Raw genomic sequence first — 17,554 nt, 5'->3', positions numbered from 1 at the left:
CGTGCTGAACGCCTGCACAAGCGGAACGAAACACGTCTGCGGGTAAGTTCTACAATCTGGTTGAATAGCTGAAAGAATCGGCATAAATGTGGTGAGGATTGGGTTTGCTATTTCGTATCGACAGGAGGATCAAGTGCAAACCCATTTTAATTATGAGAGTCACTCCTGTCATAAGAGGATAGTTCGCGTAATTTTGCGGCATAGAAAGTTACTGATGAGTTGAATGTGCATCTCATTTTGTTAAGAGATAGGTGGAAAATTGATCCGGCGCTTTTGCCTCCGTTGCCTAAGAAGAATTGAGGATAGTTAATGGGATCACTGATTGCTGATTGGTGTGCTTATTGTGAAGGCAAATCGGATTATGACAAATCCCATTTCTTGGGGCTCATAAAGGATCATCCTTCTGACGCAGACTTGCAAACTATCTTCAAGTATTTTCCACGAACCGATCAGTTATGTTAGCGCGTGAGTGTAGTGTTGTCATCTGGTACGCTTGCCAACAGTTTATATCTGTTGCCGAAAGCCCAAGGCGCAGAGAGTGAGATTCTATCAGCTGGGGAGGAATGGCGACTTGAGATAGCGCGTGTTTGTAATCTGCTTGGGGACATCGAACTGTATCAGATCGCATATAGTGCGAAGGATGTATTTGTTTCGCCAGCCGAGCTTGATAGGTGGCGCATGGAGGATATTCCGAATAATTGGGCATTCGAGCTGATCGGGGATGCTGTGAGCGACGCTAAAGTGTCCTGTTCGAAGGAAATGTACGCGTTGTTTGAGGCGTTGTATGGCGTAGCTGCCGATTATTATCTCGCCTATTTCATGGGTGCTACGTTGATAGACCTTGATATCGATTTTGGACTTTATTTTAATCTCTGGAAGATTGGCGGCGTTGGGCTCCTGCTAGAAGATAAGCTGATCTTGTCAAGTTCAGCGAATTAACCGTACTCAAGGACAATTAGCGCCGGAAGTATATTCAATGCTTGTCGGTTGGAGAGAATTTACGATCGACGGTGGGATGTCTCTAATGAAGCCGCGGAACCAATAAGTGACCCAATCGCACTCGAGAGATGGGGAACGTAATGTCTAGGGATCATAAAGGAAACGCTCATTACTGGTCAGAGTGGGTAGAGTATGGTGACCAGTACATCGCTGAGGCAAAACAAACTGCCGCGCAGCAAGGTGCCGATCCCAGCTATCTACCACAGTATCTATTCACCATAGTGCAGAAGCATTGGCACCAGATGCTTCGCCGTTACTCAGCTGGCTGTCGTGTAGACAGTCTTGCGCAGTACTTCCCAGGCTTGCTCGATGCATGGGAGCGTTCCGAGCAATTAGGCGGCAAAATATGGAGCGAAGAGCAGCAGGTAATCCGCAGGTCTTGGAAGGTCAATCTCGATCATTATATAAGCTGCTTTTGGCTTGTGGGACTTGGACTTGCGTTAGAGATTCCGGATGATCAATGGTCGCGACTGATAGCGCTCGTTGGAAATGAAGGGCAAGACCGTCTTCTTGACAAGATCATATCCAAACGTACACCGGAAAGAGTGATCGGGGATGAGCTGCTATACCCGAAGCCTTACGCGTTGCTGTTGGGGGCTATAGAGGCGCCAGTTGAGAATCAGGCCTTCCTTCTCAAACAGTTTGTTGAGTCTTGGTTCGATGGGCTTGGCGTCGCTTCGCGAAATGCAACATACGCCCAAGCTACAAAGGTTGGCTATCCGTATTGGTATAAGTACGGTGATGAAAACTTTGCCGGTGGCGCTTACTTCGGTCGGTGGTGCGTAGAGGCCGTCGCTGCTGCCAGAGTTTTTAGCATTGACGACGCGCTATGCATTGGCCATCAACATTACCCTGATGAGCTGATACACCCGTCGAGCAGTGAGGCCGCCTCATTTGCGTCAGATGAAAGTAGAAACGAACGCCCTGCACAGCCTTCTGCCAAGCGAAGCTTGATAGCTCGTTTTTTCACTCGGCGGAAATGAAGATGTGCAGTGGTCTGTGGCTTAGTGAGCGAGTGGTGGGTAGCTTTATGAGACGTACTGTCAGCTGTATTTGAATCGTGATGGCGCTTCGGAGAGAGGGTGGTAGATGAGAGACGAGTTCATTCAGCTGCTTATTGGAAATCTTGGCGAAGCGGGTTCGCGTCGAGTTGTGCCTGAGTCGAGTATTGAGGAGTATCGCTCACGGCTACCGGACGCCCTATTGCGCTACTGGCAGGAGGAAGGCTGGTGCTCTTACGCCGATGGTCTGTTCTGGATAGTTGATCCGGAACCATACCAGGAAATATTGGACATGTGGCTCCATGGCACTGAACTGGCCGACATAGACAATTATCACGTCATTGCCCGTGATGCCTTCGGTTCGTTGTATGCCTGGGGTGAGCGCTATCAACGCAAGATCACGGTATCGAGCTTGGCGGGCGGTATCGTTGCGCTGAAGAATCAGCTCCAGAAACGCAACCCAAACCCGGACCGTGCAATGGGTATTTTCCTTGGGTTGAGCAGCCGGGAAAGCCTCGACTTTGAAGATAATCAGGGTAAGCCGTTGTTCCAACGGGCGCTGGCGAAACTAGGGCCGGTTGCAGAGCATGAGATGTATGCATTCGAGCCCCCGTTGTGTATTGGCGGGACGGCTGATCTTGAGCATATGGTCAAGCTGAACATGGACGTTCACCTGATGATACTTGATCAATTGCGTCGTTAAGGCGGTGCGTCTCAGAGCCATTCATGATCAGCCGCATCCCGCGCCGGCCCCGCTCCTTGCTTCGATATAGGGAGGCGCCGGTACGCTTGGTCCTCGAATGCGGTGGGCCATGACCTGGCGCGTATTGCGGGGACATCGAAAAGGCCAGTCAAAAATGTAAAGTAGAATGAAATGAAGCTTAATTTTTTTTGGAATGAGGCGGGGGATGTGAGGGAACCCAGCTGTCACTCCGATGTGATAGGGATAGATGGAGTGGATTTCCTATCATGCTTGTTATCCGATAATGGCGGCCAACAATATAAGGACACCGTGAATTGGTTGAATGAAGGTCTGTCGATGATACAAGCGGTAAAATATAATGCGGTAAGTAATGCCGAGTGGATTCGTGACAGCTGGGGAGCAGAGCTATCCGGTGAAATGGCAAAAATATATTCCCTATACGACGACGATTATTTTGAAGTCATAAGTATTGACGACTTGGAAGAAGCTATCGTCATGTGGCGAGAATTTATTTGCGCAGGCTAGAGTCGGTCATAAGCAGGCCTCCATTTGAGGCCTGATTGGGCGGTGGTGGTCGGTTCATTTAGAGCCAGCCGAGCTTATCTTCACGCTGAATCAATCGTGTGCCTAGGGTTTCGTTTAGTGGCCTTATCTTTGGAACATGACCTGCAAGCAGCTTACCTTTCTCCGCGCATTATCTTCCTGTGGTTAGCCTGCTATGCACAAGCCAACTAGGTTCGGCATGCGTTTGCGGAGCAGGTCAGCTAACACTCGCAGTTTCGGAGTTTCGCAGGATGGCTACGAGCGTGAGGGTAGATGAGGTCAGCGCGCTAGGCATCCAATTGGCGAACGTGGCAGATTGGAAATGAGCGTATGGCTCGCGCTCACCCCGTCATTGAACCCGGAGCAAGACCAGTGATTACTGAAGATTTTGAATTGGTTAGGGCCATATTTTCCCTCGTGGATGAAGGGATTGTCTCCGGTTACGACGCGTTTCGGCTCGAAGTTGAAGTCAATGATGACTATATTGTGGAAGAGCTGACAATCGAAAAAGACAGTGTTGAGGTCACGAACGCTGAAACGGATTTCAATGGTGCGGCTCTGTACGATCTCGTCCAAAAACTACGAGCTTTAGCTAGGGCTCGCGGCGAGAACTGGAGCGAGTTTGTAATTTCTTACCGTCATGGCGAGAAGGTGCATACGAAATTCAAATACTAACGGGCATTGGTATTTCGTAAGTTTTCCCTGCATCGGCAGTGCTCATGCTGCCAGTGGGGCGAGGTACGGCAGTAAAAGCCGACAGCGCTCAAAAGGCGGAACGTTAATACTTCTAGAAGATGTGTGAGGAGAACGGCCGCTCGCCGGGCTAGTGCGCCTAGTGATCGCCGATGAACTTGCTCAGGAACTGCCGTGTGCGTTCGTGCTGCGGTGCACTAAGCAACTGCCTGGCCTCGCCCTGCTCGACGATTACACCGTCATCGATGAAGATCGCCCTGTCGGCGACGTCGCGGGCGAAGCTCATTTCATGGGTGACAATGACCATGGTGCGCTTTTCCTCGGCCAAGCCGCGGATGGTGGCGAGCACCTCGCCAACCAGTTCCGGATCCAGCGCCGAGGTCGGCTCGTCGAACAGAATCACGTCCGGCTGCATGGCCAGGGCGCGGGCAATCGCCACTCGCTGTTGCTGGCCCCCGGAGAGGCGTTTGGGATAGGCGTCTTCCTTGCCGCTCAGGCCGACCTTGGCCAGTAGCGCGCGGCCGCGTTCGAGTGCCTGGGTGCGCGGCTCCTTCTTCACCTGCACCGGCCCTTCGATGACATTCTCGAGGGCCGTGCGGTGGGGGAACAGGTTGAAGTTTTGGAACACGAAGCCCACGCTCTGGCGCAGCTGGCGGATCAGCCCTTGCTGCGCTCTGAGCGGTTTATCGGCGTCGATGTGGATATTCCCGACGGTGATCTGCCCAGCGCTGGGTTGCTCCAAAAGGTTGAGGCAGCGCAGCAGGGTGGTCTTGCCCGAACCGCTGGGGCCGATGATCGCCAGCACTTCGCCAGGAGCGATGTCGAGGTCGATGCCCTTGAGCACCTCCTGGCCCTTGAAGGCCTTTCTCAGGTTGCGCACGGAAATCATCAGGCGTCCTGCTCGTGTCGGTTGACCCGGTCTTCCAGGCGACCCTGAAAGTACGCCAGCACGCTGGCCAGCAACCAATAAATCAGCGCGGCGGCCAGGTACATGGTGAAGATCTCGAAGGTGCGTGCGGTGATCAGCTGCGCCTGGCGGAACAGTTCCGGGACCTGGATGGTGGCTGCAAGGGCAGTGTCCTTAACCAACGAGATGAAGCTGTTGCCCAGTGGAGGCAGGGCGGTGCGGGCGGCCTGCGGGAGAACGGCTCGATACAGGGTCTGGGCACGACTCATGCCGATACTGGCGGCCGCTTCCCATTGGCCACGGTCGATGGAAGCGATGGCGGCGCGCAGGATCTCGGCGGTGTAGGCCGCCATGTTCAAGGAGAAGCCAATCAGCGCAGCCGGTAGCGGATCGAGCTGGATGCCCAGTTGCGGCAGCCCGTAATAAATCATGAACAGCTGAACGAGTAGCGGCGTGCCGCGGAAGAACGAAACGTAGACCCGCGCCAGCCACTGCAGCGGCCAGTAGGTGTACAGCCGCAGCAACGCCAGGCCAAAGCCGAGCAGCAGGCCGAAGAACATCCCGCCCAGGCTCAGCACGACGGTCCACCACGCTCCCTTGAGCAGAAATGGCAGCGAGTCCAGCGCCAGTTGCAGGCTGCTATCGATCATTGCGTGACGTCAGCCCCGAACCACTTCTCGGATAGCTCTTTGAGGGTGCCGTCCGCGCGCAACTTGGCTATGGCCGCGTCGATAGCAGCAAGCAATTGTGGGTTGCCCTTACGCAGGGCAACACCGGACTCCTGGCGGGAGAAGGCCTCACCGGCCACGGCCAGACGATCGCCGGTTTTCTCCACCATCTCGAAGGCCGCTAGCCGATCCACCAGGATCACGTCGATGCGGCCGACGTTGAGGTCCTGAAACTTGGTTGGGTCGTCGTCGTAGGTGCGGATTTCGGCTTGTGGCACGTTCTCTTTCAGCCACTGCTCGTAGTTGGTGCCAAGGCCCACGCCAACCTTCTTGCCGGCCAAGTCGTCCGGACTCTTGATCGAGTCGGCATCGGCCTTCCGGGTCAGCGCCTGGATACCGGAGACGGTGTAGGGGGTAGAAAAGTCGTACTTCTGTTTGCGTTCATCGGAGATCGTTACCTGGTTAATCACGACATCCAACCGCCTCGATTCCAGCGCGGCAAGGATGCCGTCCCACTTGGTTGGCTGGAACGCGGCCTTGACCCCCAGTTCCTCTGCCAGTGCCTTGGCGAGGTCCACCTCGAAGCCGGTCAACTGGCCGCTGGCGTCCTGGTAGTTGAACGGCGGATAAGTACCTTCCAGTCCAACCTTGAGGGTTCCGTTGGCCTTGACCTCATCGAGCAGATCGGCGGCAAACACTGGTGCGAACAGGCTAGAGCCAAGCAGAAGACTCAGGCTGCCGAGCAGGAAATGACGACGCAGCGTGGTGAATGGCATGGCTGACCTCTCGATGGGAAATTCATCTAACTTTAAGGGTGTGGGTTTATTCCATAAAATAATTAGTAATTATCATGACCAGTATTTATGGAATATAGAATTTGCTCTCATAGTGCCCATGGATGATAGGCGAATAGCGCCGGTGCACCACCGGTGTGAAGCAACAGCAGCGGACCCCGGCCAGGAAAGGCACCTCGGGCAATGCCATCAAGCAAGCCTGCAAAAGCTTTGCCGGTGTACACCGGGTCGAGCAGCACGCCTTCCTGCTCGGCGAGCAACCGGATCGCGGCCAGTGTGCCGGCGTTCGGCTCGCCGTAGCGAGGGGCAAAATACTGGTCCCACAGTTCGATCTGTAGCCCCGTCGGCACCTCGACGCCAAGCAGATCGGCGGTGCGTTCCAGCAACCCTTCGACCTTGGGCCGCTGCGCCGCTTCCGGGCGCGATACGGTTACCCCGATCGCCCGGATGCCCGGCTGTGCATATTCGAGCGCCAGGGCCAGGCCACTGTGGGTCCCGGCGCTTCCGGAGGCGAGCAACACGGCATCAAAGTCCTCGCCAGTGCCTTGCATCTGCTCGGCCAGCTCCAGGCCGGCGCGCACATAACCCAGGGCGCCGAGCGCATTGGAGCCGCCGATGGGCACTACGTAGGGTTTACGACCGGCGCCACTGAGACGGTCTGCAGCGGCCCCTAGCAACTCATCTGCGTTATCCAGGTTGGCGACCGTTTCGATGTCGCATCCGAACAGGTCTAGCAGCAAGCGATTCCCATTACTCAGGTAATTGCCCTCGGCAGTTTCCAATGGGTTTTCCAGCAGCGCGAGGCAGCCGAGGCCGAGCCTAGCCGCCACCGCCGCGGTCTGACGTACATGATTGGACTGGATCGCGCCGGCGGTGACCAGCACCTCGGCCCCCTGGGCCAGGGCATCGGCGCCAAGATATTCGAGCTTGCGCGCCTTGTTGCCACCGAGGGCTAGCGGGGTAAGGTCGTCGCGCTTGATCCAGATATTCCGACCCAGGTGACGTGACAGGCGAGGTAGATGTTCGAGGGGCGTAGCGGCGGGAACCAAATCAAGGCGAGGGAAGCGGGCGAGGGCGTCGGTGAGCATGGGAGCAGGCTTCTGCGCAAAGGTAAGTAACCACTGTAGAAGGCAATCCAAGGCTGCGGCAAGCCGATATCCCGCGAAGCGTCACGCTGCGCTTCATGCCTCTGATCGGACCTTCAGTGCGTCCATCTGGATGCCGCTGCCGTTCGCGGGTCGATCATTACAACTCGGCTTGTTAAGCCCCTAGCTGCGTTATCGAGCGCGACGGCATCCGTGGAGAAGACGGATCTCCTTGCAGCTGGCGAGACGATTAAAGATTTTCCTTTGTGATCCGAAACCCTGGTAATCAACGACCCATGATGCCGCGTCGATGCTAGAGGCTAGACCCACCCTAGGCTCGTCGGCTTCGGACATGCGAAGCGCACCATAGAGCGCTGTTTGTTTTTATAGAGAGTTGTTTAATGGAATGGATATTTTCGGTGCTTTGCTTGGTTCTGATTGCTGAGTTTGTTTGGTCATACAGAGAGGGGCAGCAGCCGCTGCCAGCAAAAGCTAATTGCTCTAACCCAGGCGGAACGGCATCATCCAGACGACCCGTTACCCTCGCGTAGGACCGCAAGGCGCCGTTGCGGTCCTAGGTTCTTCCCCTACTTTATGGGGTGTTGATCAAACGACAGCGAATCGGTATTAGCACCGTCGATTAGCACTATTGACACACTCGCGTTTGTCCACGTGGGGCTCGTGCGTAGCATACGCACTGCACCCACCACCGAGGACAACATCCTGAAAAAGCTGCTATCAAGTGTCATCCTGGCCACCCTGGCCTCGTCTGCTTTTTGCCGTTCCTCCCTCCAGCCCACAGCCGTTGCTGGGGGAAGCGCACGGCGCTGAAACCGTCCAGCAAGCGACTGTCGCTGATCGTGACGTCGCGGATGGTTTCAGCCGCACGCCACTGAGTAAATTACTGGCAGAGTTTGGCAGCGATTAAACTGGGCCCGGCCATGCCTGAAACGACAGGGTTGATTAGCTTATTGACAAATCGGGAAACGCCGATATTATCCAGCTCATGGAATTACTCGAAGTTTTCAAAGCCCTCTCGAATCGGACTCGCCTTCAAATCCTCAAAGGTCTGAAGGATCCGGAGAAGAGCTTCCCTCCACAGGATGAAGGGGACGTCAATACAGTGGGCGTCTGCGTGAGCAGCATTCAAGAAGGCGTCGGACTGTCACAGTCGACGGTGTCTGATTACCTAGCGACGCTGCAACGTGCTGGGCTGGTCGAAGTCAGGCGAATCGGGCAGTGGACCTACTACAAGCGCAACGAAGAAACCATACGGGCTCTTGCCGCGCTGATAGACAAAGAGCTCTAAACCATTTAACCGAATATATCGGAAAATCCCGATATCCCTTTTTCTAGAAGAGCAGCCGTACGATGCCATGAGGCCCCATCACAGGCGCAAAGATCCGCAGCGATATATCGAAAATTCCCGAAATACCTTTATAACGAAGTGAGGAGCAGCAATGAAAGCGATGATATTGAACTCATTTGGCGGCCCTGAATCATTCGAGCTGCGCGAGGTGCCCAAGCCCGTACCGCAAGCTGGACAAGTTCTGGTACGGGTCCACGCAACCTCCATCAATCCGTTGGATTTCCAGGTCAGGCGTGGTGATTATTCCGACCTGGTGCCACTGCCCACCATTACCGGGCACGACATATCGGGTGTTGTCGAAGCCGTCGGCCCGGGCGTGACGGGCTTCGTGCCAGGAGACGAAGTCTGGTACACCCCGCAAATCTTTGACGGACCCGGCAGTTATGCCGAGTACCACGTTGCTGCTGAATCCATCATTGGGAGGAAGCCTCCGACGCTGAGTCACTTGGAGGCAGCTAGCCTGACCCTGGTTGGTGGTACGGCGTGGGAAGCGCTTGTCGTACGCGCGGCGCTCAGAGTGGGGGAGAGCATCCTGATACACGGCGGCGCGGGAGGCGTCGGTCATGTGGCGATTCAGTTAGCAAAAGCCATTGGCGCCAAGGTGTTCACTACCGTACGCGAAGCCAACGGAGAGTTTGTGCGAGGTCTTGGTGCCGACGTGGTCATCGACTACGAGAAGGAAGATTACGGCGATGCTGTGCTGCGTGAAACCGGTGGCAACGGGGTTGATGTGGTGTTTGACACCATCGGTGGCGACACACTGTCGCGTAGCCCGGATGTGCTCGCCCAGCTGGGCCGCATGGTCTCTATTGTGGACATTGCACAGCCACAAAACGTAATCCAAGCCTGGGGTAAGAACGCTAGTTATCACTTTGTTTTCACAAGGCAGAACCGCGGCAAGCTGGATGAACTGAGCGCGTTGATTGCGCGAGGTCAGCTGCGACCACATCTTGGCGCGGTGTACTCGCTTGCAGACATCCCTTTGGCCCATGCACTGCTGGAGCGCCCAAATAATGGTCTTCGGGGAAAAATCGCAATCGCAGTCGATCCGCAGGCTCACGTGATCAGTGCAGATCTTTAACTGCGTAATTCAATTTTATGAAGGTGCGCCATGATCTATGAAATTGCTTTGCTACCTGTTCACGAGGAACACATTGATCGGTTCAAACAGGCATTCGCGGAAGTTGCGCCTTTGCTTAGCCGTGCAAAGGGGTACGGCGGTCACTTGCTCGCGCGAGGTATCGAAACGCCCCAGCTGTTCAACTTGATAGTGCGGTGGGAGTCGCTAGAGGATCACACGCCGGGGTTTGAAGCGAGTGAAGACCATCGGGTGTTCATGATGGGCCTGCAGAAATACTTCTCGGAAGATCCGCAGGTCTATCACGTAGAGGGAGTGGCATTTGCCGCAGGTGATCCTTCTTTCTAAGGCTCCCAAAATGCGAGGACTCATCGGGTCAGCTGACGCATGCGCTCACTGGCCCGTACCGTCCTTGGCAAGCTGATCAATTCCGCTGTTTGCCACCTCGTTCATAATGGCGATCATCGTGCTGGTGCAGCTATCGGTGCGAATGAAAAGAACCGTTGGCTGCGTTGCCTTGAACACTATCAGTCTAGTAATTGGCAGTGTTATGACCGAAGCTCACCTCCTGACGAAGGTTAGGCGATCGAAAAGCCAGCCCGACCGTTTCGGTACCACAGCTAGAGCCTTTTTGTGTCGATCCGTTCTCGCCTGATCTGGTTAGTCTTTGCCGTACTCGCCCCCACTTTGGTGTTTGGGCTTGTCGCCACCTATACAGTGTACGACGCTCAGTGGGCGCGAATTTCCAGGAGCATGCAGGAGACGACCCGTGCTGTGGCGCTTGCTGTCGACAGCGACTTGCGCCGGTACGAAGCCATCGTCTCCACGGTGGCCGTCAGACCTAGTCTGGTACGTGGGGACCTAAAGACGTTCTATCAGGACGCTCAGGAGATTCTTCAGCCGTTCGACGCTGGAGTGATCGTATTCGACCCTGACGGCGTTCCGCTGTTAAACACCCACCGACCAAACGAGGGGCCTATTCCCATGCCCCCGAGTTTGCCGAGCGTGCTTGGAAGTGAGGGTCTGGACATTAGTCCATTGTTCATTGACAGCCACGACGGCGGCTACGCATTTGCTATTCATCGGCCAGTCTATCGTGATGGACGGGTGGTGTATTACGTGTCCATGGAGTTTCCAGCAGAGCGTCTTGGTGAAATTCTCAAGGAGCATGACCTGCCGGAAGATTGGCTTGGCGTAATACTCGATCAGCGGCAAACCATTGTTGTCCGGACCCGAGACCCGGCCGCGCACGTGGGTCAGCGAGCCACCGGCAGCATTGTCGATAAACTTCAGGCGCACCCCGATGCAGACGGTATTACCGAATCAATCACTCGAGATGGTCACCCTGTTCTGACGTTCTTTAGCCGTGCCAAGAAATCCCAGTGGACGGTGCTGATAGCCATCCCCCAGCGTGATCTCCTCGTAGAGGCTGCAAAGCCACTCGCGATCATGGTTGGAGGAATAATGCTGACCTTGGCGATTGCATTAACGCTCGCGGTATTAGTCGGACGAACCATCACACGCCCCCTCAAGCGCCTCGATTTAGCCGCAGAGGCCATGGCCAATGGGGACATAGTGAAGGCGTCACCTACCGGTATCGACGAGACGGATCGCACGGCAAGTGCACTGGCCGCAGCCAGCGAAAAGATATTCTGTGCGAAACAGGAGTTGTCTGAGCGAGTCGCCGAAGCGGTCGCTCAGGCCGAGCGATCCCATCACGCGCTTCTGCAAGGGCAGAAACTCGAGGCCCTCGGTAGGCTTACTGGGGGCATTGCGCATGACTTCAACAATCTATTGCAGAGCATGACGGTTGGGCTCGAGCTTGCCGCGATGCTATCGCCGAACCCACGTGCCCAGCGCGCGCTTGATGCCTGTCTGCGATCAGTGAACCGAGGAACGCGTCTTACCCGACAGTTGATGACGTTTAGCAGAAACCGTAACAGCGAGGCCAGGCTCACCGATCTGCGCGACCTGATACTTGGAATGAAAGAATTGCTCACCGGGGCGTTACCCGGCCGGGTTCAGCTCATCATTGAACTGCCTGAGGGTCGCTGGCCCGTAGTCCTGGATCCGCTTCAATGCGAGCTGGCGATTCTCAACCTTGCTGTCAACGCCAGTGACGCTATGCCTGATGGGGGCAAGCTCACGGTGGGTCTGAGCGCGGTACAGCCCGCTGAAACGGTCCGACAGGAACAGAAACCACGGCCCTACTTTGAACTGAAGGTATCCGATACGGGCACAGGCATGGACGAGGACATTAAGGCAAAAGCGTTCGAGCCCTTCTTCACCACAAAGGCGGTCGGAGCGGGGACCGGGCTTGGGCTCGCTCAGGTCTACGGATTTGCGCAACAGTCTGGCGGTACCGTTTCGATAACTAGCGCTGTTGGCTCTGGGACCGCCGTTTCAATATTTCTACCCGCTACCAATGAAGGTGAACCTGAGGCGCTCTGGCTCGAATCTCATCCGGAGGTGACGTCTTCTAGCGCGAGAGTGCTGGTAGTAGATGACGATCCGGAGGTTCGTGATGTGATCGCGTCGATGTTAGAGCAGATCGGCTATTCGGTTGATATAGCCATCGATGCCGACTCTGCTCTGGAACGACTTGAGTCGGACATGATGCCAGCGATTGACCTGATGCTATCGGACATCGTGATGCCCGGAGGCATGGATGGAGTCGCTCTTGCGCAGGCTGTTCGTGCGCGCCATCCTGACCTGCCGATTGTGCTCGCGACCGGATATACGGAGCGGGCAGTGTCAGAACATGGCTTCAGGGTACTGTCCAAGCCGTTTGATGTTGCAGAGCTCACGAGATCGTTGAGCGAGCAACTGGTCGCGGGGCAGGCTTCAGTTAGATCGTAACGTATGAGACTCACCCGCGCGGATTGCACTGACATTTATCAAAGCTCCGTGGTTACATCCACGTGGTTATCGTTGACGACAGCTGTCACCGTCATGGCTGTAGTGAAGTACATTGGCGCACTGGTCAGTTGTCTTCCGTCGGGATAAGTCACCACAAGCGCTATCGACGACTCGCCCGCTACTTTGAACGTTCGCTTTGCGCCTGGAGCGATGGCAGGAGGCTGCTTACGACTGGCGCTCCATAGAGCTTCAACCTGCACGGTGAGGCTCGAATGGTTTCGAACGATGACCGTTGGTTTCGCCCAATAGCTAACACCTAGCAGCAGTGCGGCACATAGCGTCGACAAGGTGAAGAGGGTAACGGCGATACGTCGAGGTAGCGTCCTGCCTCGGGTCATATGGGTTCCGCTAATGGCAAATAGCTTCGTCTGTAAAGCATGTTGCCCGCCAGTTTGAGCAAAGGGATGCGACCCCAGGCCGGTAACCGGCGCATCTTGTCGCGTGCAACGCATTGCTTCTGAACCCAGTCGACGCGTGGCTTCCGGCGGCGCCTGGCCGCGCCTTGCCGAATCGGTCCAGAGGCGTAGCATGACGCCCAGCATATGAACTATCGAGGCCGACCATGCGGTATTCCGAAGACCACAAGGCTCAAACTCGCCAGCGCATCGTCGAAGAGGCCGCGCGCCGCTTTCGTCGCGATGGTGTGAGCGCGACCAGTGTGCCGACACTGATGAAGGCGTTGAACCTCACACATGGTGGATTTTATGCCCATTTCAAATCGAAGGACGAGCTGGTTGACGAGGCGCTGCGTTATTGCGCAACCGAGCTCGATGCGGTCACGCCCACCCGCCTGGGCGGCGACCAGCCTTTGGAGACCTTCATCCGCCGCTATCTGTCCAAGACCCATCGAGCCGAGCCTGCTAAGGGGTGCGTATTCCCGACCATCTCGGCTGAGTTGGGCCGACGCGGGCAGGCCAGTCCAGTTACCGACGAGGCGGTGAGTCAACGGCTTGCTCAGATAAGCGATCACATGGATGGCAGCAAGGATACAGCGCTGGTCCTCAGTGCCATGGTTGGCGCATTGCTGCTGTCGCGCAGCGTAGTTGATCCCGAGTTGTCCGATCGCCTGCTTGATGAAACCCGCGCCAGCCTGATTAGGCTCATCGGCGCCGAGCAGCCCGGGACCTAGAACTCGCTTCGATAGCGGGGGCTACTTGGGCACGCGACAGGCTCGGTCCGAGCGCTGCGCGCACTGCCAACATTCGTTCCGCTCCTTGGCATCCGGCGATGAGGGAAGGGTAACGGACCGCCCAGATTCCAGCCGTGCAAGGCTGCGTGCTCCACCGCTTCGACGTCTATCACCTGTTGCTAGACAACTGCCCGAGGCCGGCCACGCTGCGCTTCCATATCTCGCTGCGCGTGATGCTGGGCAGCACTGCTCGCACTCGCACGCCACCCCGGCGCCAGTTCTCCCAGCACTGCCTCTGACTGGTAGGCCCCATAATCTTTCGTTGCCGTTGCGGCGGCAAAGCAATCGAAAGTACACCGGTTGACGCTTTACATGATGGGCATCATATGCTTTATATGCTGGTCATAATCCAATGCGCTCAAACCGCCGATAGTCGAGGACTCGCTATGAACTACGCAGATCGTGAAGCCCGGTTAGCCGCCTGGCTGGACGCCGAAGAGGCCATTCGTGCCCGAATGGGACCGGTCGGCACCGTGCCACCGAGCAAGGCGCTGGGGCTGGCCCCGCTGGACTTCTTCGAGGCGATCGGCCGAGGTGAGCTGCCGCGCCCGGCCATGGGCGACCTGATGGATTTCGTACCGGTGGAGTGGGCGCCAGGCTATTTCGTCTTTCAGGGCACACCTGATGAGCGCCACTACAACCCGCTGGGAAGCGTTCACGGCGGGTATGCCGCGACGTTGCTCGACTCCTGCATGGGATGCGCCGTGCATACCCGATTGGAAGCAGGGCAGGGCTATACGACGACTGATCTGCGCACGACCTACATCCGCGCGCTGCGTGCCGGCGTCGGACCGGTGCGTGCAGAGGGGAGAGTGGTGCATGTCGGACGCTCTACTGCGGTGGCCGAGGGACGGCTGTACGACGTGGACGATCGCCTCTATGCCATCGGCTCGACCAGCTGCTTGATTCTTGGGGCCGGCGCGTGAGGTTAACCGCCCGCAACGCAGATTCAGCGTCAGTGCGCACGAACACGTAAGCACCGCCAAGACCGGGAGGCGGGGTCTCTGACCCCATCGCGGTCATCAAAGAAAACGAGGTTTGATATGAGTGTTGGAAATGCCGTCCGTGTAGTTGTTACGGGAACTGGACTCGTGGGCCCGTTGGGCTGTGGGACGCAGGTTGCGTGGTCACGTCTGCTGGCTGGGCAGTCGGGCATTCGTGCACTGCCTGAGGATCTGGCAGAGGGGACGGGGTGCAGCATCGCGGGGCGCGTGCCAAGCGTGGCGGAGGATAGCGAGGCGGGCTATGACCCGGATCGCTACATCGCTGCAAAGGACCGCAAGAAGATGGATCGTTTCATCGAGTTTGCGCTGGTGGCTGCGCAGGAGGCGCTTGCGCAAGCAGGCTGGCATCCGGCCGATGAGGCGGGGCAGGCGCGAACCGCGACCATTATCGCTTCAGGGGTCGGTGGGTTCGATGCCATCGCCGAGGCGGTGCGCACCACGGACAGTCGGGGACCTCGCAGGCTCTCACCGTTCACGGCGCCGTCGTTTCTCGCCAACATGGCGGCCGGGCACATCTCCATCCAGCATGGTTTCAAGGGCCCGCTCGGCGCACCTGTCACGGCCTGTGCTGCCGGCGTGCAAGCCATTGGCGATGCGGCGCGGCTGATCCGCAGCGGCGAAGCGGACATTGCCATCTGCGGCGGGACCGAGGCGGCCATTCATCGCGTCACTCTGGGGAGTTTTGCGGCGGCACGGGCACTTTCAACCGTATTCAATGACCGGCCGCAGCAGGCGTCTCGACCGTTCGACCGCGACCGGGAGGGCTTCGTCATGGCCGAGGGCGCGGGCTTGCTGGTCATCGAATCGCTCGAGCACGCGCTAGCGCGTGGCGCACAGCCCCTGGCTGAGCTGGTCGGTTACGGGACGAGTGCCGATGCCTATCACCTGACAGCCGGCCCTGCCAATGGAAACGGTGCGCGACGAGCAATGGAGCAGGCCCTCAAGCAGGGCGGCGTATCTCCACATGAGGTTCAGCACATTAACGCCCATGCGACCTCCACTCAGGTGGGCGACCGGGGCGAATTGGCAGCCATCCGGTCGGTTTTCGGGTCGGGATCGGGTGTTGCCATCTCCTCGACCAAGTCCAGTACCGGCCACCTACTGGGCGCGGCCGGGGGCATCGAAGCCATCTTTACTGTCCTGGCATTACGTGATCAGGTCGTGCCACCCACGCTCAACCTGCATAACCCCGACGGGGCAGCCGAAGGACTCGATCTGGTTGGCCTGATCGCGCGAAAAATGCCGATCGACTACGCCCTGTCGAATGGCTTCGGATTCGGCGGCGTCAACGCCAGCGTGTTGTTTAAGCGCTGGAATTCCGCTTGATGATGCATAGGGTGCCAGCGATTGGCGCCATTCGAGACAGCGGCTAGCGGTCGATCCAAGCACGCCGCCAATCATGCGCCTGGACGAGTAATGATTGGCCAGTCTTGCTTACTTTCTGACTGCAAGTTCGGTCGGGGCGGCCGGTGACAGGTTTGAATGGGCCGCTCTCGGCTAGAAGCAGCCATCCAGGTAGAAACGGTACCGGGAGCGCCTAACGGAAAACGTCAGGCGCCACCGCTTCTGAAGGTAACTATCTAGCCTCGCACCGCATCGAATAGATAGGGCACCATGCTAGCTTCAGGTTACACAAGCGTTTGCCGAATGGCTCCCGGTGACTGCCCGGTAATCCGCTTGAATGCCCGACTGAACGCAGCTTGAGATGCATAGCCAAGACGATGAGCTACGGTATCGATCGGCAGCTTTTCTTGGCTGAGCCACTGGCTGGCAAGGCGCATTCGCAACTCCGTTGCATATCGTAGCGGCGGCACTCCTATCGTGGCCTGAAACCTTTGGGCAAAAACAGAACGCGAGACGTAGGATTGTTCAGCCAATTGAGCAACAGTCCACTCCTTCCCAGGGTGGCGATGCAGTGCCAGTATCGCGCGTGCAAGACGTGGGTCGCGCAATGCCGCTACAAGGCCGGAGGCGTTCTCACAACCGCACTCGATCCACCCACGAACGATCATTGCGGCGGCTACTTCGGCCAATCGAGCCAGAATCCCAGCAAAGCCGATACGCCCAGCGCAGATTTCACGTTTCATGGCGTCCAGAATGGGCAGCAGGCCATCGTAACGCCGCCCCTCGGTGTCAGCCACCATGACGCCAGGCATCAGCTTTCCGAGACCCTGCATGCCGCCGAGGTCGAACTCCATGCAACCGTAAAAAAGGACTGCGCTTGGCGTTGGGTGAGTACTGGGGCATGTATCGACCCCGCTAACAGCCTCCCCTAAAGGGACGGCCTCGAAGCTGTCGATCTGTTGAGACGTTACCTGCGTGTCCGAAAGCAACTGATGCTTTGTACCTTGGGGCATGAACACTGCGCTGCCAGCCGAGAGCACGTGTACAGCACCGCCACCTTCACGCAGGTAGGCGGTACCAACCGCGAGGTAATAAAAGTGCGCGTGTTTCGGTCTGTCACCGAAGCCGAGGCCAAACGATGGGCCGGTTTGAATGCGACGGTACTGAACGCCCCGCAGGCGCATGCCCGTCAACAGCTCGCTGATGAGATCGGACGACAAGGCGAACTGTTCGAATTCAGTCATCTAGGTGTTTTGAT

17 protein-coding genes are annotated in these 17,554 nt (G+C 57.1%); 12 read left to right on the top strand and 5 right to left on the bottom strand.

What is annotated here, in order from left to right; all coding sequences use genetic code 11:
- Nucleotides 1–465 precede the first annotated feature (465 nt).
- The 5 genes from NA619_RS09020 (at nt 466) to NA619_RS09000 (ending at nt 3,921) form a co-directional block, all read left to right on the top strand.
- The gene (locus NA619_RS09020) at nt 466–939 is read left to right on the top strand and encodes a hypothetical protein (protein ID WP_255961528.1); all 474 of its coding nucleotides are present in this window, start codon (nt 466–468) and stop codon (nt 937–939) included.
- Nucleotides 940–1,079: 140 nt separating this feature from the next.
- Complete coding sequence (locus tag NA619_RS09015) at nt 1,080–1,982, top strand: PoNe immunity protein domain-containing protein (protein ID WP_255961527.1); 903 nt, start codon at nt 1,080–1,082, stop codon at nt 1,980–1,982.
- A 106-nt stretch (nt 1,983–2,088) separates the two neighbouring features.
- A complete protein-coding gene (locus NA619_RS09010) occupies nt 2,089–2,703 on the top strand; it encodes a GAD-like domain-containing protein (RefSeq protein WP_255961526.1) in 615 nt (204 codons plus the stop codon).
- A gap of 171 nt (nt 2,704–2,874) precedes the next feature.
- On the top strand, nt 2,875–3,228 hold the full coding sequence (locus NA619_RS09005; protein ID WP_255961525.1) for a hypothetical protein: 354 nt from the start codon (nt 2,875–2,877) through the stop codon (nt 3,226–3,228).
- A gap of 348 nt (nt 3,229–3,576) precedes the next feature.
- Complete coding sequence (locus tag NA619_RS09000) at nt 3,577–3,921, top strand: hypothetical protein (protein WP_272891718.1); 345 nt, start codon at nt 3,577–3,579, stop codon at nt 3,919–3,921.
- A gap of 157 nt (nt 3,922–4,078) precedes the next feature.
- On the opposite strand, the gene tcyN is transcribed toward NA619_RS09000, so the two are convergent.
- The 4 genes from tcyN to NA619_RS08980 form a co-directional block, all read right to left on the bottom strand.
- Nucleotides 4,079–4,828: an L-cystine ABC transporter ATP-binding protein TcyN gene (gene tcyN / locus NA619_RS08995; RefSeq protein WP_255961524.1), complete on the bottom strand. Its 750-nt coding sequence runs from the start codon at nt 4,826–4,828 to the stop codon at nt 4,079–4,081.
- The gene (tcyL, locus tag NA619_RS08990; protein WP_255961523.1) at nt 4,828–5,496 is read right to left on the bottom strand and encodes a cystine ABC transporter permease; all 669 of its coding nucleotides are present in this window, start codon (nt 5,494–5,496) and stop codon (nt 4,828–4,830) included. Before tcyL ends, tcyN begins: the two co-directional genes overlap by 1 nt.
- Nucleotides 5,493–6,290 carry a cystine ABC transporter substrate-binding protein gene (gene tcyJ / locus NA619_RS08985; protein ID WP_255961522.1) on the bottom strand — a complete coding sequence of 266 codons (798 nt, stop codon included), beginning with the start codon at nt 6,288–6,290 and terminating at the stop codon, nt 5,493–5,495. The genes tcyL and tcyJ overlap by 4 nt, the downstream gene beginning before the upstream one ends.
- Before the next feature lie 107 nt (nt 6,291–6,397).
- Nucleotides 6,398–7,396, bottom strand: coding sequence for a D-cysteine desulfhydrase (locus NA619_RS08980; RefSeq protein WP_255961521.1), 999 nt, complete (start codon nt 7,394–7,396; stop codon nt 6,398–6,400).
- 1,003 nt (nt 7,397–8,399) lie between these two features.
- Here NA619_RS08980 and NA619_RS08975 point away from each other — a divergent pair.
- The 7 genes from NA619_RS08975 to fabF all read left to right on the top strand — a co-directional run bounded on the left by NA619_RS08975 (nt 8,400) and on the right by fabF (nt 16,278).
- Nucleotides 8,400–8,702 (top strand): ArsR/SmtB family transcription factor, encoded by a 303-nt coding sequence (locus tag NA619_RS08975; RefSeq protein ID WP_255961520.1) that lies wholly within the window; start codon nt 8,400–8,402, stop codon nt 8,700–8,702.
- 151 nt (nt 8,703–8,853) lie between these two features.
- Entirely contained in the window at nt 8,854–9,843 is a 990-nt protein-coding gene (locus NA619_RS08970; protein WP_255961519.1) for a zinc-dependent alcohol dehydrogenase family protein, read from the top strand.
- A 30-nt stretch (nt 9,844–9,873) separates the two neighbouring features.
- Nucleotides 9,874–10,188, top strand: coding sequence for an antibiotic biosynthesis monooxygenase family protein (locus NA619_RS08965; RefSeq protein WP_255961518.1), 315 nt, complete (start codon nt 9,874–9,876; stop codon nt 10,186–10,188).
- A gap of 285 nt (nt 10,189–10,473) precedes the next feature.
- Entirely contained in the window at nt 10,474–12,699 is a 2,226-nt protein-coding gene (locus NA619_RS08960) for a hybrid sensor histidine kinase/response regulator (RefSeq protein ID WP_255961517.1), read from the top strand.
- Nucleotides 12,700–13,321: 622 nt separating this feature from the next.
- Nucleotides 13,322–13,888: a TetR/AcrR family transcriptional regulator gene (locus NA619_RS08955; protein WP_255961516.1), complete on the top strand. Its 567-nt coding sequence runs from the start codon at nt 13,322–13,324 to the stop codon at nt 13,886–13,888.
- A 446-nt stretch (nt 13,889–14,334) separates the two neighbouring features.
- Nucleotides 14,335–14,874 carry a PaaI family thioesterase gene (locus tag NA619_RS08950; RefSeq protein ID WP_255961515.1) on the top strand — a complete coding sequence of 180 codons (540 nt, stop codon included), beginning with the start codon at nt 14,335–14,337 and terminating at the stop codon, nt 14,872–14,874.
- 117 nt (nt 14,875–14,991) lie between these two features.
- Entirely contained in the window at nt 14,992–16,278 is a 1,287-nt protein-coding gene (fabF, locus tag NA619_RS08945; RefSeq protein WP_255961514.1) for a beta-ketoacyl-ACP synthase II, read from the top strand.
- Between the two features lie 302 nt (nt 16,279–16,580).
- On the opposite strand, the gene NA619_RS08940 is transcribed toward fabF, so the two are convergent.
- On the bottom strand, nt 16,581–17,540 hold the full coding sequence (locus NA619_RS08940; protein WP_255961513.1) for an AraC family transcriptional regulator: 960 nt from the start codon (nt 17,538–17,540) through the stop codon (nt 16,581–16,583).
- Between the last annotated feature and the right edge of the window lie 14 nt (nt 17,541–17,554).

This window comes from Stutzerimonas stutzeri (genome assembly GCF_024448895.1).
Classification (GTDB): Bacteria; Pseudomonadota; Gammaproteobacteria; order Pseudomonadales; family Pseudomonadaceae; genus Stutzerimonas; species Stutzerimonas stutzeri_Q.
Note: the sequence above shows the minus strand (reverse complement) of the source record. Positions and strands in the feature narration are given on the sequence as shown.